The sequence below is a fragment of the Candidatus Hydrogenedentota bacterium genome (assembly GCA_019637335.1).
Lineage (GTDB): Bacteria > Hydrogenedentota > Hydrogenedentia > Hydrogenedentales > JAEUWI01 > JAEUWI01.
Genome location: JAHBVV010000031.1, coordinates 24,515 through 40,527, shown reverse-complemented (window position 1 = coordinate 40,527; position 16,013 = coordinate 24,515). Strand labels below are relative to the sequence as shown.

Below are 16,013 nucleotides of genomic sequence, written 5' to 3'. Positions count from 1 at the left end.
GGGGATGAGAATAGCTGGTATGAAAGGAAAGAGAATCGTGACATCGCGTACACGACGCATAGGCTTGGCCATGCTGTGCTGCAGCCTGGCGATCGCCCCCGATATATGGGCCTTCTTCCCCCTGGGCGCGTACGATTCGGCCGGCGTGCTCCGGTACCGGACGTACCGCATCAATGATTTCGACCGCAACAATGACGGGCGGATCACAGAGGATGAGGGTATCGAGGTGCTGCTGGAAGGCGGCCGGAGCGGCTTCACCCCCGCCGAGCTCGACATCATCCGCGAGGCCTTCGCTATTTGGGAGCGGGTACCGCAATCGTACGCTTCATTTTACGAAGCGGGCGTATTCCAGGATCCGGTATTCGCCGACGGCGACAGCAACTTCCAGAACACCATCGTTATGTTCGTTGAATCCACGGTGGATCTCGACGGCGATGGACTGCCGGACGAGGACGTTGTGCCGGATCCGCCTGGCACGGTAATCCAGCCGCCGACCGGCGGTGTTCTCGGTTACCAGGTGAGCACGTGGTCGGGCGAGGATATCATCATCAGCACGCCCAGCGAGTCCTACCTGGTTAGCGCGGGCACGATTATCGACAACGATATCGTCATATCGGCCACCGCGCACCGGCCGCAGGCGCTGGGCGAAGAGCCGCTGGCCGACCTGCTAGGAACGATGGTTCACGAGCTCGGGCACTTCCTGGGATTGGGCCACACGCCCCTGAACAACCTGTCCCCGCGGCTGCTCGATCCGAGCGATCCGTCGTCGGCGATCGACCTGGTGGAAGTACACGCCATGTCGCACAGCATCGGCGGGGTGCGCCGCCGTATCGGCGTTACGCCGACCATGTTCCCGATCTACTTCCTCACGGTGGGTGAAGGCGGAACACTGGTCGAGGGACAGTCGGATCTGGCGCCGGACGATATCTCGGCGATCTCGTGGCTGTACCCGCGCGGCAGCCAGGACCTGTTCTTCCAGCTTCGCGGCGAGGCGCGCACGAAAACGAGGCCCGGCACCGGCATTCCTTCGGTTCAGATCGCGGGCGGGCACATCGTCGCCTGGGCGGATGTGGACAACGACGAAACCACGCCGCGGGTCCCTGTTTTCAGCACGTTGACGGCCTACTATGAGCACCCGGAGAACTTCGAGCGGGACGGCCGCTTCCGTCTGCCGGGCATGTGGAAGACGATGGAGACGGAGTCGGGCCTGTTCAACGCGTCATACACGTACACGCTCGTGCCGCTCAACGGTTCGGGATGGGACCGGCAGGCGCCGCCCTCGGACATCGCGGGCACGATCGAAGCGATGGACGCGATCGGCGGGCGTAGCGGCGTTTTCAACACCTACCCCTCCGAGGTTTTCCACGAAGTGGAGAACATCATCGACGTCTCGAACAAGGACGCTGGCACGCCGCTGGTCTGGGATTTCCAGCGCGGTACGCTGGTGAGCGCGGACACGGGCCGGAGTATTGAAGACATCGTCGGCGGCAACCCGATGTTCGGCGATCCGAACGATGTGTGTATTCTCAATGTGGTGGGCGCGGCGAAGGCCGCCGGCGGCGGCCCGGGCCTTACCACGGCCATGGAAGGCGCGCAGGCGGTCCGGTCGGTGCGCGACGGCATCCTGCTGGAGACGGCGCTCGGGAGCTTTATCGTGGATACGTACTACAAAATCTCGCCCGCGTTTGCGCGCGTGATGCTGGACAGCCCGGTTGCCTACCGTATGACGGTCGGCGGGGTGGACTTCGCGTACTGGTGCATGCGAAACGCAATGCTTATGCTGTCGTTACTGGGCGGTACGCTATTCCTCGGCGCGCTGTTGTACCGCCGGCGCCTGGGCCGCGGCGCCGCGGCCGGCCTGGTAATTCTGGCCGCCGTGCTGGCGCCGCAGGCGGACGCGCGGATCCTCTACCAGACCACGGAACAGCTTGTCGCCGGCGCGTCCGACGTGATTTCGGGCACGGTGGTGTCGGCCACATCGCGCACCCACCCAAATTCCTCCCACATCTTCACGGACATCGTCATCGAGATCGAAGACAAGGCCAAGGGCACGCTCAACAAGCAGTCCACGGTCACCTTCAGCCAGCTCGGCGGCGAACTGGACGGGCGGATCACCGAGGCCAGTGAGTTTCCGAAGTTCCGCGCGGGCGAGCACTTGATTCTTTACCTGACGTATGTCGAAAACTTCGGCTATGTCGTTCACAACGGACTGGGCGGCAAGACCCCGGTCAAGCTGAACCGGAAGACCGGCGAGAAAACGGTGGACGTGCCGTTTGACCTGCGCGCCAAGATGCAGAAGAAGGCGCAGCCGGGCGAAACGGTCCCCAGCACGCTTTCGCTGACGGATTACATGGCCGAGCTTCGCGCCATAGCGAAGGAGCAGGCCCGGTAGCCGGTTGTCGCCGCAACCATCTCCCCACAGTTTGCGTTCAATGCACCCGCGCCCGGCGCGGGTGCATTGATTTTTATCGGGGCCGTCCCGGTTCGGGCGATGATCCGCCTGAGCGAGGCCTCTGATTGCGGTGGCGCGCCCTATCCCGTTGCGTGCGCCCCGCGCCCCTGGCCGCCCGAGTTTCCCGCTGCCGCGTCCGGGTGTCGGCCGCCCGCTTCTTCGGTGGCGCACGTTCTGCGGATTCTGCTCGCCCGTCTTTGCGATCCCCGGCAACGATGGGCTACACTAGCCGCCCGTCCAGGCGTGGAAGTCCCGCGTTCCGAGAAGGGATTGGCGCCCGGGGTGATGCGCGAGCCCCGCCGGGGCGCGGCGGTGTCAACCCCCCCGGCGGCGTCGGCGTTACTTGTGTTGCTACAACAGTTTGCGGCACAGGACGTCCGGCGCTCCAAGCGGCATTCGCCGGTCTACCCCGGAGCGGTGTTCCCGATGGTGCGGATAACGGCGAGGTAGGTAATGGTACGAGGTCTAATCATACGGCAACTCTTCCTGGCGCTGGACCTGATCCTGATCGGGTGCATCGCGTTTGGGGTTGGCGCGATCCTTCTGGCGATGGTGCGTACGCCAAACGTGACGCGCGCGGCGACCGTGGATGTCGCCGCCCCCGCGCCGTCCGGCGGGAGCCTGCTGGAGGCGATCAAGGAGCGGAGCGCCTACAACGTGCTCATGGAAAACGGGCTCTTCGGGGACGCCGGGCGCTTCAAGAAGCCAGCCGTCGCCGAGGCCCCGCCGCCGGCGCCGGTGGAGACCGGTCCGCTGGAAGAAACGGCGCTGACGCTGAAGCTCTGGGGCACGACGAGCCTCTCTCCCACCAGCCCGTACGCCACGGCGAGCATTGAAGATACCGGGCGCCGTATGCGGCAGCTCTTCCGGATTGGGGACTATGTGGTGGATGATGTGGTGCTGGAGGAGATTCACCAGCGCTGGGTAATCCTGCTCAACAGCCGCGAGAATCCGCCGAAGCGGGAGCGCCTGAGCATGGACGACGAGGAGGGCGGCGGAAACACGGCCACCGCCGCGATGCAAGCGACCCGATCGGCCACGGTGCTGCCGAGCGAGCGTGTGGAGCTGGACAAGCGCGCGTTTGTTCAGGAACTGTACGTCAACTACGCCGACCTGGTGACGAAGGTGAAGCCCGAGCTGTACCGGGACGCCAATGGCAACGTGGCGGGCATTACGGCGCAGGAGATCGACGAGATCCCGCTGGCGAAACAGCTTGGCCTGCAGAATGGCGACGTGCTCCAGACGGTGAACAACGAGCAGATCGACAGCGAGCAAAAGGTCATGGAGATGGTGCAGAAGTACCAGAGTTCCAATTCATTCCGGATCGGTATCATGCGGAATGGCAAGCAGAAGATAATTACCTACGATTTTCGCTAGGGAATCCCCCGGCCCCGCGGCCGCTGAAAAAGAGACAGGGAAGGACTAACCGTGCTGAAGCGTTTAATCGCGTTCACCATCGTGATTCTGCTGGGGCTGTTCGCGCCCGGCGCGGCCTGGGCGCAGGACGAGCCGGTGGCGGAGGAAGAGTACGTGGAGGAGGAAGTGGTGGTGGAAGAGGAATACGTCGAGGACGGCATGGTGGGGGAGCCGCCGGCGAGCAGCACGGCCCGGCCCGGCGCCCCAACCACCACGACGCGGCCGCGGGTGGCGCGCCCGACGCCCATCACGCCGCCGACGGCCCGCCCGCCCGCGCGCCCAACGGCCGGGTCCGGGGCGAAGCTTACAGCGGCCGCAAGCGCGCCCAACGTGGTTCCCGGCAGCATCCCGGCGGAAGACGTCATGTTCAACTACAACGACGAGCCGCTCATCGACGTCATCCAGCATATCGCAAAGCTGACCGGCCGCAACTTCGATATCGATCCGAATATCGGGGCGACGACGGTGACGATCATCACGCACGACAAGCTGCCGCCGGAGCTGGCCTTCGAGGTGCTGGAATCGGTGCTGAACAGCCGCGGCTACTCGATGGTGGAAAACATCGACGGACACATCATCCAGATCGTGCCGACCCCGGACGCGCCCCAGTCGGCCAAGACCCCGTTGAACGTCGGTATCACGAGCGACAATATTCCCCCCGGCTACGATACGTTTTCCACCCACGTGGTGCCGATCAAGTACGCGGAGCCGACGGAGATCATGACGGCGCTGCAGAAGCTGGGCAGCAAATCGGCCGCCATTGACACCTATCTGCCGACGAATACGCTAATCATTACCGATACGGCCAACGGCCTGCGCCGCATGCTTAAGTTTATCGAGCTCGCCGATGTGCCCGGAAACGACACGGCGATGGAGATTTTTACCCTGGAGTATACGCGTGCGGAAGTGATCGCCACCCAGCTCGAGCAGGTGCTGATCGATCCGGAGGCGGGCGCCGGCGGCGCGCAACCCGCGACCCGGGTCACGACCACGACCCGGCCCACCACGCGCCCGATCCGCCCCACCACCACGCGCACGGTGCCCGGGGCGGAAACGGCCGAAGTCATCGGGTCGAACGCCCAGGTGTTGCGAATGGTGCCGGACGAGCGCCTTAACGCGCTCATCGTGGTGGCGACGGCGGGCATGATGGAGCGGGTGCGCGACCTGGTGATCCGGCTGGATTCTCCGACGCCCTACGAGAAGGGCACAATGCACATCTACGAGCTGCTGAACGCGGACGCGGAATTGATGGAGCAGGCGCTCCAGCCGCTGATCGGAACGGCGCCGCGGCGCCAGGAAGGCGCGGGGGGCGGCGGGGGCGGCGGCGGGGCGCCGGCGCAGACCGCGGAAGTGCAGCCGTTCGAGCAGCGCGTGCAGATTACGCGGTACGACCAGACCAATTCCCTGTTGATACTTGCTTCGCCACAGGACTACAAGCTGCTGGAGGCGTATATCGCGCGGCTCGACGTGCCGCAGCGCCAGGTGTACGTCAAGGCCAGCGTCATGGACGTTGCGATCAACGATTCGTTCAATATCGCGGTCAACGCGGCGTCGATTGGCGGCAATGACGGCTTTGGACTGACGGACACATCGCTCCTGCCCGTGACGGATCTGGCGACGGCGCTCACAAGCCCGGAGGCCGCCGGCGTGGGCCTCCTGAGCAGCGTCCTGAACCTGGGCGGCAACGGCGGTTTCAGCGCCGGTATCTTTGACGACATCAGCGTGGACATCGGCGGGCGGGAGTTCAAGATACCGTTCGTCCCAGTACTTTTTCAGGCGCTGGAGACGCTCTCGGACCTGGAGGTGCTCTCGCAGCCGAGCCTGACGACGATCGACAACGAGGAATCGTCGATCACCGTGGGTAAGGAAGTGCCGTTCATTACGGGCAGCTCGCGCCCCCAGACGACCGGGGGCGGCAACAACGTGGACGGGTTCAACACCAGCTTTGGCACCACGCGGATCCAGCGCGAAGACGTGGGCGTGAAGCTCAAGGTCACGCCGCAGATCAGCGAGGGGGACAATGTCCTCCTCGAGGTGGAGATCGAAGTGTCCGACATTGCGGACACGGATCCGCGGGTGGGCACGCCCGACATCGTGGGCCCGACGACGAACAAGTCCCTGTTCACGAACAAGGTGCTCGTAAAGGACGGTTGGACGGCGGTACTCGCGGGCCTGATCCGGGATTCGACGAACCGGACCCGGAACCAGACGCCCATCCTGGGCGACGCGCCGCTGGTCGGGTGGCTTTTCCGATCGAAGCGCGACACGCGCCAGAAGAGCAACCTGGTGGTGCTGGTGACCCCGCATATTGTCAAGGAAAGCGTGGACATGGAGCGCCTTACGCAGTACAAGCTGAACGAATACCACGACGCCAACCTGCAGGAGGTCCTTGAACAGGGCTTCTTCAAGCGAGTCAAGAAGAAGCAGGACCGGCGCAAGTCGCACCGCCCGACCTTCGAGGAATCCGCGGCCATTACGGGCCGCGACACGGGCAGCGATCAGTCGAGCAGTTTCCGCCGCGGCGATATGAAGAGGTAGTTGATGAGCAACGGCGACGACCTGCAACTCTGCGAGATCTTGCTGCGCAACGGGGCCGTCCATGCGGAACAGGTCGCGGAGGCGCTGGAGCTCCAGAAAATCCGCCCCAAACGCGTGGGCGAGATCCTGCTCGATCTGGGTTATGTGGAGGAGGAGCAGGTGCTGCGCGCGCTCGGGGAGCAGTTCGATATCCCCTACCAGGCGGATCTGTCGGAGCAGGTGGACGCCTCGCTGACGACCAAGGTCCCTATTTCCTTCATCCGCGAGTATTCGATGGTGCCGTACAAGCAGAACGGCAGCGGCTACCTCGTCGCGGTGAACGATCCCGTCAACCTGCTTCCGCTGGACGATCTGCGGTTGCTGCTCGACGGGAACGTGAGCCCGGTCCTGTGCACCAAGGCGGACATCAAGCGGATTATCGACGGCTACTTCGAGCAGCAGAGCGAAAACGCGGCCGAGATGATCGACAGCATCACGATGGCCGATTCGGACGAGTACAAGTCCCTTGCGAGCATCGGTTCCGAGCGCGACCTGCTCGACCTGGCGAACGAAGCGCCCATCATCAAGCTTATTAACCTGGTGATCACCGGCGCGGTGAAAGAGCGGGCATCGGACATACACATCGAGCCGTTCGAGCGCGAGGTGCGCGTCCGGTACCGCATCGACGGTGTGCTCTACGAGAAGTTTACGGTTCCGCGCGGGCAGCAGGCCGCGGTAATCTCCCGCGTGAAGATCATGGCCGATTTGAACATCGCGGAGCACCGGCTTCCACAGGACGGACGCATCAAGATCCGGCTGAGCGGCAAGGAGATCGACATCCGCGTGTCGATTATCCCGATTGCGCACGGCGAGCGCGTGGTGATGCGTATCCTCGAGAAAGGGAGCTTTCTCTTCAGCCTCGAGCAGCTGGGCATGGAGGCGCGCGATAACAAGCAGCTCGACAAGATCATCCTCAGCTCGCACGGGATCGTGCTGGTGACGGGCCCCACGGGTTCTGGCAAGTCCACCACGCTCTATGCGGCGCTCCAGCGGGTGAATTCGCCCGAGAAGAACATTATTACGGTGGAGGACCCGATCGAGTACCAGCTCGAAGGGATCGGCCAAATTCAGGTTGCGCCGAAGATCGGCCTGACCTTCGCGGCGGGCCTGCGCAGCATCCTGCGCCAGGACCCGGACATCATTCTGGTGGGCGAAATCCGCGACCTGGAGACGGCGGAGATGGCGGTCCAGGCGTCGCTCACGGGCCACCTGGTGTTTTCGACGCTGCACACAAACGACAGCGCCGGCGCCATCACGCGGCTGGTGAATATGGGCATCGAACCCTTCCTGGTGACGTCGTCCACGATCGCGATTCAGGCGCAGCGCCTGGTGCGCCGGATCTGCAACGAATGCCGCCAGCCCTACCGGCCCGAGCCGGAAACGTGGCCGGACCTGGGCGTCGAGCCGCCTAGCGGCGACCCAATCCTCTACCACGCGGTGGGTTGCAAGAAGTGTTCGGACCGCGGTTACCGCGGGCGCATGGGCATCTTCGAGCTGCTGATCATGACCCCGAAGATCCAGGAAATGGCGTTGCAGGGCGCGGACTCCAACGCGATCAAGCGCGAAGCGCGCAAGTTCGGGATGCGGACCTTGCGGGAGGACGGCGCCAACCGGGCGATTAAGGGCCTGACCTCGGCGGAGGAAATCCTTCGCGTAACGCGGAACGATATGGAAGAAGAGTTCATGGACTGAAGGGCGCGCCCGCGCCCGGGCCTCGTTCCAGGCGTCCCGTGCGCCGCCGCCCGCACGCCCAGGGAACGGCGTTCCGTTCCGGCCTGTCCTAAATCGCCCCGCCGCAAGCGTTTATTACATCAGACCATGGCAAAGGAATTCAGGACAGCGTATGCCCGTCTACGAATACAAAGCGATCGCCAAGGCGACCGGGAAGACCGCGAAGGGCGTGATCGATGCGGACAACGCCGCGCAGGCGCGCCAGAAGCTCCGGGATCAGGAGCTGTTCCCCACAGACATTGCCGAGAGCGCGAGCGTGGCGGCGTCGCGAAAGGGCGACGGGGGGGCCGGTCGGAGCGGGGGCGGGGGCCGGGTTTCCGTGCGGGATCTGGCCATGCTTACGCGGCAGTTCGCGGTGCTGTTGAAGGCGGGCATGCCGCTGGTCGACGCGCTGGCGGCCATGCAGGAGCAGACAAGCAAGCAGCGGCTTCAGGCGGCGATCTACGATATTCGCGATCACGTAAACAGCGGCATGTCGCTGGGCGATGCGATGGCGAAGCATCCGCGGCTGTTCTCGAACCTGTACGTGAACATGGTTCGCGCGGGCGAAGTGAGCGGCACGCTGGAGGAGGTGCTGATCCGGCTGGCGGACATCCAGGAGCACCAGGCGAAATTGCGCGGCCAGCTCATGTCCAGCCTGGCGTACCCGGTCTTCATGGGGCTCTTCGCGATCGCGGTGGTCGTGTTCCTGATGACGTTCATCGTGCCGCGGATCACGCTCATCTTCGAGCGCCAGGAAGCCGCGCTGCCCCGCCCCACGCAGATCCTGATCGCGAGCAGCGACATTCTGGGGAGCTACTGGTACCTCATGGTTGGCGCGGTCTTCGGCCTGTTCGCGCTATGGCGCTACTGGATTTCGCAGCCGAAGGGCCGCCTCACGTGGGACCGCGTCAAGCTGCGCTTCCCGCTCTACGGCGGCCTGCACCTCAAGCTGGTGTGCGCGCGTTTTGCGCGAACCATGGGCACCATGCTCCAGAGCGGCCTGACCATGCTGCCGGCCCTGGAAGTGGTGAATTCCGTGCTCGACAATGCCTATTTCAAAGAGCACATGGACGAGGTGAAGGCGGGGGTGCGCCGGGGCCGCGACCTGGCCCAGCCCCTCCGCGAGACGGGGCTGTTCCCGTCGATGATGATCCACATGATCGAACTGGGCCAGCGCAGCGGCGAGATCGAATCGATGCTCATCAAGGTGGCGGACACCTACGACGAGGACGTCCGTTTGACGATTGACGCGGTGGTGGGCCTGATCGAGCCTGTTATAATTATTGTGATGGGGGTCTTTGTCGGCTTCCTGGTGATTTCCATCCTGCTGCCCATATTGAATATGAGCCAGAACCTGTAAGAGGAGCAAGAAAACAATGAAAAAGAAACGGCAACGGCGCGGGAATGCGGGCTTTACGCTGGTGGAGCTGATGGTGGTGATATCGATTATCGCGGTGCTCGCGGCGATCGTGGGCTACAACGTGCTCGGATCCGTGGACGAAGGCAATATCGCGGCGGCCAAGGCGCAGATCAAGCAGTTTGACACCGCGCTGACGGCCTACAAGATTAAATTCAAGAAGTTCCCGGAAACGCTTGACGGCCTGGTTAACCCGCCGAGCGGGGATTCCATCTTAAACGCGAAATCGATCCCCACGGATCCCTGGGGCAATCCCTACGTGTACACGATTGAAGGGTCCAGCAAGTACGTGATCATGTCCTATGGCGCGGACGGCGTGGCCGGCGGCCAGGGTGTGGATGCCGACATCCGAAGCGACGACATGGGCGGCGAATAACAAGGGGTGCTGTTGGATATTGCCGATGATTCGTTTGGGCATTCGATGGTGCGGGCTTCCAGCCCTTCACAGGTTTTGACCCTGTTCCCGGGGCGTTGCCCCATGCTGATATAGATCGGGCCTTCGGCCCTGAAAAAAACGGAACCATCTTCAGCACCGAAGGTGCGCCCCATAGCAGCCTGGGCCAACGGCTCAGGTACATGGTGGAAGAATTCGGCCAGGGCTGAAAGCCCGTACCATAGATTTTGGTGAGGGTTACAACGTGTTAATGGGAATCGACACATGCCCGTCCTCGCCGATCGGAAATAGCAGAACTCCACCCGTAACCAGCGAGGCCGCGGACCCGCGCCGGTTCCCTTCCCGGCTGAGAACCATGCTGAAATTACCCCGACATAGCCCGTCCCGCGCGGCGGGGCGCGCCGGATTCACGCTGCTCGAACTGTCGGTGGTGGTGTTTCTGATTGGCGTGATCGCGGCGATCGCCGTGCCGCGTCTCATCCCCGTGATCGCGTTCAGCGAACTGGAAGGCACGGCGCGCCATGTGGCGGGCTACGGCCAGGGCGCGATGGCGCATTCCGCGCTGTTGCGCGAGCGCGTGGTGGTGCGGGTCGATCTGGATGCCCAGGAGATGTTCGCCGTCCACTGGATCTACCCGGAGACTGACGAGGAAAAGGCGCTCGCGGAAGAGCCGGATCAGCTGGCGAAGTTCGCCGCGCTACGCGATCAGGGGATCCGCTCCAAGGCCGATCTTGCGGAGAAGATGTTGCAGGGCGGGGAGCTGAGCAGCCTGCTGGGGGGCGACAAGGAGTTTGACCTGGACCTGGCGGGCTACCAGATGGACGATCGCTTCAATGCCTTTACGCGCAAGGCGCTGGAGGCGCGCGCGGCGAACGTCAAGCATAACGCGGACTTTCTCGCGGATGCCGGCAATATCCTGGGGGAGGAGAACACCTTCGTTCTGGATGCGGAGGAGCCGGAAGAGGAGGAGCTGGCGGACCCGGTGCTGCGGCGCATGCGCCCGCGCGGCGATGCCCGGATTACCGGCGTGGAGATCGATGGGGAGTATTTGACGCGGGGCGTGGCGGAAATCGAGTTCAGCGTGCTGGGCCTGTCGCAGCACGTGGCCTTTCACATCGAAAACGGCGACGATGCGTATACCGTGATCTGGGATCCAGTCCAGGCGCGGACGCGCATGGTCCAGGGCCTGGAGTACGGCAAATAATGCGCCCGGAACTGCAACAACGCGGGGGCTTCACGCTGGTCGAGGTGCTCGCGGCGGTCGGGATACTCGGGGGTGCGCTGTTTATCCTGCTCAACACGCACTACAGCGCGCTTCGCCTGCACGAGGAGATGGCCGCGACCGTGGAGCGGCGCCAGCTCATCGAGCGCGTGGTCAGCGACGCGGAATTCAAGGTGCTCAGCGGCACGCTTTCGGAGTCGGGCGATTTCGAGGGCGCATACGCGGGGTACACATGGAGTTTCGAGGGTACGCCCACGGGCGCCTCGGACGAGACGCCGATCCCGTACTACCAGGTCAACGCCATGCTTCGCGGCCCGGACGGCCACGAGGAAACGGTGACGTTTTACGTGTTCCACACCAGCAGTACGGAAGTGCTGGGAGAGGGAGTTCAGCGGTGAACCGCGCCCGGTCATATCGCCGCGCCCAGGCGGGCTTCACGCTCATCGAGATCATGGTCGCGATGACGATCCTCGTTGTGCTTGTTGGCGGGGTGTACGTGTGCTTTGCGTCGGTCGCGACCACCGCGGAGATCGCTCGGGAGGCTTCGGAGAGCCTGCGCTTGCGGCAGTTTCTGTGGAACCAGCTTCGCGATGATCTGGCTTCCATCAGCGCCAAGCCGGACGGGGAATACGCCCTGATAGGGGAGGATGGATCGGGCCCCTTCGGCGATGCCGACACCCTGCGTTTCGCGACCTCCCTGCCGTTGTCCGGGGCGAAGTCGCTGCCCGGTATCGTGAAGCTGGTCGAATATTATATCGACGACGGCAGCGGCGAGGGCGAGGGCCTGTTTCGCACGTTTGATGGCGTGGAGCGCGAGGAGCAGGAGGGGACCACCCTGTTCATTACGGAAAAGCCGCTGGTGCTTCTGGCCGGCGGGGACGAGCTCTTTCCGGCCGCCGAGCTGCGCCAGGATTCGGAGGAGGGCGTATGGGAGCGGGAAATCCCGATCCGCTCCTTTAATGTGGAGTACTACGACGGGCTGGCGGAAGAGTGGACGCCCGAATGGAATTCCGACGAACTGGGATTCCTGCCGTGGGCCGTACGGATCCAGATCAATCTGGCGAAAACGAAGTCTCAACTGGAGGCCGATCGCGCCGCGGGGGTCGATCCCACACGGGATTTCGATTTGGAGATGGTGGCGATACTGCCGGCGGGCTCGGGAGTCCTGGGCGAGTTTCTCGACCCGAACCACTACCGGAGCACCGATCAGGCGGCGGAAGCGGCGGGTGAAGGGTGAAGGGAGAAGGGAGAAGGGAGAAGGGAGAAGGGTGGAGGGTGGAGGGTGGAGGGTGAAGGGTGAAGGGTGAAGGGTGGAGGGTGGAGGGTGGAGGGTGGAGGGTGGAGGGTGAAGGGTGAAGGGTGAAGGGTGGAGGGTGAAGGGTGAAGGGTGAAGGGTGAAGGGTGGAGGGTGGAGGGTGAAGGGTGGAGGGTGAAGGGTGAAGGGTGAAGATGTGTTGGCTGTATTGAAAGGTATGGGATGCGAAGGGTAGCAACGACACGGAAGCGGAATGAAGGCGTCGCGCTGATTTTGACGCTGCTGTTTGTCGTGCTGCTCACGGTGCTGGTCGTGGAGTTTGCGTATGAAGCGCAGGTGGAGGCCTCGTATTCGCTGAACAGCGGGAATGATTTTCAGGCGCGCCTCGCCGCGCGATCGGCGGTATACAAGGGCTTGAGCGTGCTGGAGACGGACCGCCTGCAATCGGAGCTGGGCGCCGCCGACGGATCGGCCAGCCCGGCGGACAGCCGCTTGAGTTCGTGGGCGCTGCCGGGCGAGTTCGAGCCGCTGAACGACGCCGTGATGCGCGCGACCATCTCGGACGAGTTCGGGAAAATCAATCTGAACGCCCTGGTGGACTACAGCACGGGCGAGAAATTCGTACGCGAACAAGTGCGTCAGGCTCTCATACTCTTTTTTCAGCAGCGGGCCACCACCGGGGGCCAGAACGTGGACGCCGAGGCGCTGGTGGACGCCATCATCGACTGGCTCGACGAGGACGACGAAATTGACGGCAACGGCGCGGAGACGGCGTTCTACCAGGCGGCGGAGACGCCCTATTCCTGCAAGAACGGCCCGATGGACTCGATCGACGAGCTGCTGTTGATTAAGGGGATGAGCCCGGCCCTGTTTTTCGGCGCGCGGGATGTGGATCCGCCGCAGCTTCCCGTGACGGAGTTCCTCACCGTGCACGGCGACTGGATCGGCCGCATCAACCCCAACACGGTTTACATCGATCTGGATTCGGGCGTGAGCGACGCGCTGGAGGCCTATTGTCTTGGCTGGGTGGAGGCGGGCATGGCCGAGGATATCAACTTCGAGCAGATGATCCAGGACATGCTGAGCGTTCAGGAGGAGCTGGGCGCCTACCAGAATGTGGACGACCTGGCCGGCTACGTGACGCACGTGGAACTCGCGGTGGCGGAAAGCCGCCGCCCGCGCGGGGGGGCGCAGGACCTGGAGGCCGCGCAGGTTGCCGCCGAACGCGAGGTGTTGCGCCAGATTTTCACGGTGCACAGCCACATCTTTCGGATCCATGGGGACGCCATGCTGGACGACATCCTCATCCGCAACGAGGCCTATGTCCTGCGCGTGCCGCAGGATCCGGGCACGCTGGACTGGCCGGGCGGCAACGAGGCGCTTCCGTTCCAGAACCCCGTGTACAGCGGCCTGGAGCTGCCGCAGGAGTTCTATCGCATTCTTTCGTGGAAAGTTATACAATAACGGGCTTTACCCGCCGCGGCGGGTGGGCTGGTGCGCCCCGCTCGGTGCGGGCGCGCGGACGCTGGAGTAGCGCATGCTGTTGAGTGCAAAGTTGGGCGCCATCGAGATCGTGGGCCACACGGTCCGGGTGGCGGTGGTCAAGACGGGCGGGCGAAAGCCCGTGCTGTTGGAGGTGCGGGAGCGTACCGCCCAGTTCGCCGATCCGGAGGACCGGATCGCCGCGCTGGCGCAGGCGCTGGGCGAGGCGGTGGACAGCCTCAAACACACGCCCGCCGTGTTTATCCTGTGCGCCAACGCGATGCACAGCGTGGTGCGGTCGATTACGATACCGATGCGCGGGCGTAAGCGGGTGCTGGCCGCCGCGCGTTTTGAACTGGAGCCGCACCTGGCCATTCCCATCGACGAGCTGCTGCTGGATTTCAACCTGGTGGCCGAAGTGGACGGGGAGACGGAGGTGCTGGCGGTGGGCGTGCGCCGGAACCACCTCGACGAGCAGCTGGCCATTGTGGCGGCCGCCGGCGTCGAGGTGGAGGCGGTCAACCTGGACGCCGTGGCCCTGACGGGCCTGTGGCAGGCCGGGCGGAAGGCGCAGAAGGGCCTGGAGGCCGTGCTGCACGTTCGCGGGCAGAGCGCGAGCCTGGCCGTGGTCTTCAATGGAACTATCGCCTACTTCCGGAGCCTGGGCGCCGGGGCGGAGGCCTTGGCCAGCTCGCCCGGGGCGGTGGCGCGGGAAGTGCAGAACACGCTGCGCGCCTTCCTCGCCAAGTGGCGCGCGGGCGGCGAGATCGCGGCGCTGGACGTGACCGGGATCGAGCTTTCGCCGGCGGAGGCCGATGTGTTCTCCGAGGCCCTGCGCCTGCCGGTGCGATCCCGCGTGATGCTGCGGGAGATCGCGGGCGGCGCGCGCGCCCTGGAGGCGGACCCCGCCTCGTGCGGCCCCAACGCGTGGGAGGCGGCGGCCGGCGCGGCCTTTGCGGGCGCGGGCGGCGTGCTCGCGTTGAATTTCAATCCGTCCGGGCGCTCCCCGGCGCGGCTGCTTCGGGACGTCGCGCCCCACGTGGTGTACTCATCCGGTTTCGCGCTGGTCGCCCTGCTGCTGTGGGGCCTCTACTACTATTTCGAAGTGAACCACTTCAAGGCCCAGACGGCGCAGATCCAGCTGGAAATCGATCAGCTTCGAAAGGAAATCGAAGAGCTTGCCGGCAAGGGCCTGGGCGAGAATGTGGATGTGAACCTGTTCCGCGACCCGCCCGTGCTCGATATCCTCGCGGACATCAGCGCCCGGATGCCCGAGTCCGCGGTGCTGGTGACGTCCGTGAAGCTCCAGCCACCCGAAATGCAGAGCGGGTGGGTGCTCATTGAAGGCAAGACGACGAACGCGGAGAACGTGGGCGTCGTGAAGGACGCGCTTGCCCAGTCGGCGGTCTTCGCGGTGGACCCGAATTTCCGGCAGTCGGCCGAGGGGAGCGAGGTGACGTTCGGCATCCGCGCGTTCCGCAGGACGGGGGAGGCTTCCGATGGGAATGAATGATCTCGACCGGCGCGAGCGGGGCACGCTGTTCTTCGCGGCTCTTTTTCTGCTGCTCGCCGTGTTCATGTTGTTTTACGTGCCCAAAAACTGGGGCAGCCGCCACCAGCAGGCGCGGCAACAGTTCGCGCAGGCGCAGCAGGACCTGCAACTGGCGCGGCTCCAGAAGGCCGAGGAGGAATTGCGGGTCGAAAGCCAGGAAGAGCTGCTCCGCGTCCTCAATGCCCGCGATCCGCGCTTTGACCTGTTTCCCTTCATTAACCGCATGGTCACCGAAACCGGCCTGAGCGATCGGGCGCGCCTCGAGAATGGCCGGCGCCCCCGCGGCCTCTCGGAGAACCATCCCCTGGTCGATCTCAAACTGGCCGGGGTTTCGCTCGAGGAATTGACGGATCTGCTGCACAAAGTTCGCGGCAGCAACAGCCTGGTGGCGGTCTACAGGATGGAAATCCGGCCCATGTTGCGGGAGCAGGGCCTGGAGTGCGATATCACTTTTGTCAGCGTAAAGGTTTGACCGCGTCCGATTGCCGGTCACGGTCCTCTTGACATTAGGTCAGTGATAAGTGACAATGGGA

General features: G+C 64.2%; 11 protein-coding genes. All 11 read left to right on the top strand.

Annotation, left to right across the window (positions count from 1 at the left end):
* The first annotated feature begins 37 nt into the window (after nucleotides 1-37).
* The 11 genes from KF886_23220 (at nucleotide 38) to KF886_23170 (ending at nucleotide 15,952) form a co-directional block, all read left to right on the top strand.
* Nucleotides 38-2,392: a hypothetical protein gene (locus KF886_23220; GenBank protein ID MBX3180272.1), complete on the top strand. Its 2,355-nt coding sequence runs from the start codon at nucleotides 38-40 to the stop codon at nucleotides 2,390-2,392.
* Between the two features lie 513 nt (nucleotides 2,393-2,905).
* A complete protein-coding gene (locus KF886_23215; protein MBX3180271.1) occupies nucleotides 2,906-3,829 on the top strand; it encodes a hypothetical protein in 924 nt (307 codons plus the stop codon).
* 51 nt (nucleotides 3,830-3,880) lie between these two features.
* Complete coding sequence (gspD, locus tag KF886_23210) at nucleotides 3,881-6,406, top strand: type II secretion system secretin GspD (protein MBX3180270.1); 2,526 nt, start codon at nucleotides 3,881-3,883, stop codon at nucleotides 6,404-6,406.
* A gap of 3 nt (nucleotides 6,407-6,409) precedes the next feature.
* Nucleotides 6,410-8,137, top strand: coding sequence for a type II secretion system ATPase GspE (gspE, locus tag KF886_23205; GenBank protein ID MBX3180269.1), 1,728 nt, complete (start codon nucleotides 6,410-6,412; stop codon nucleotides 8,135-8,137).
* Nucleotides 8,138-8,288: 151 nt separating this feature from the next.
* The gene (gspF, locus tag KF886_23200) at nucleotides 8,289-9,518 is read left to right on the top strand and encodes a type II secretion system inner membrane protein GspF (protein MBX3180268.1); all 1,230 of its coding nucleotides are present in this window, start codon (nucleotides 8,289-8,291) and stop codon (nucleotides 9,516-9,518) included.
* A 16-nt stretch (nucleotides 9,519-9,534) separates the two neighbouring features.
* A complete protein-coding gene (gene gspG, locus KF886_23195) occupies nucleotides 9,535-9,951 on the top strand; it encodes a type II secretion system major pseudopilin GspG (GenBank protein MBX3180267.1) in 417 nt (138 codons plus the stop codon).
* A gap of 268 nt (nucleotides 9,952-10,219) precedes the next feature.
* Nucleotides 10,220-11,173, top strand: coding sequence for a type II secretion system protein (locus KF886_23190; GenBank protein MBX3180266.1), 954 nt, complete (start codon nucleotides 10,220-10,222; stop codon nucleotides 11,171-11,173).
* Between the two features lie 250 nt (nucleotides 11,174-11,423).
* Nucleotides 11,424-12,428, top strand: a complete 1,005-nt coding sequence (locus KF886_23185; protein ID MBX3180265.1) for a prepilin-type N-terminal cleavage/methylation domain-containing protein — start codon at nucleotides 11,424-11,426, stop codon at nucleotides 12,426-12,428.
* A gap of 240 nt (nucleotides 12,429-12,668) precedes the next feature.
* Nucleotides 12,669-13,910: a general secretion pathway protein GspK gene (locus KF886_23180; protein ID MBX3180264.1), complete on the top strand. Its 1,242-nt coding sequence runs from the start codon at nucleotides 12,669-12,671 to the stop codon at nucleotides 13,908-13,910.
* 73 nt (nucleotides 13,911-13,983) lie between these two features.
* The gene (gene pilM / locus KF886_23175) at nucleotides 13,984-15,441 is read left to right on the top strand and encodes a pilus assembly protein PilM (protein MBX3180263.1); all 1,458 of its coding nucleotides are present in this window, start codon (nucleotides 13,984-13,986) and stop codon (nucleotides 15,439-15,441) included.
* A complete protein-coding gene (locus tag KF886_23170) occupies nucleotides 15,428-15,952 on the top strand; it encodes a hypothetical protein (GenBank protein ID MBX3180262.1) in 525 nt (174 codons plus the stop codon). The genes pilM and KF886_23170 overlap by 14 nt, the downstream gene beginning before the upstream one ends.
* The last annotated feature ends 61 nt before the right edge of the window (nucleotides 15,953-16,013 follow it).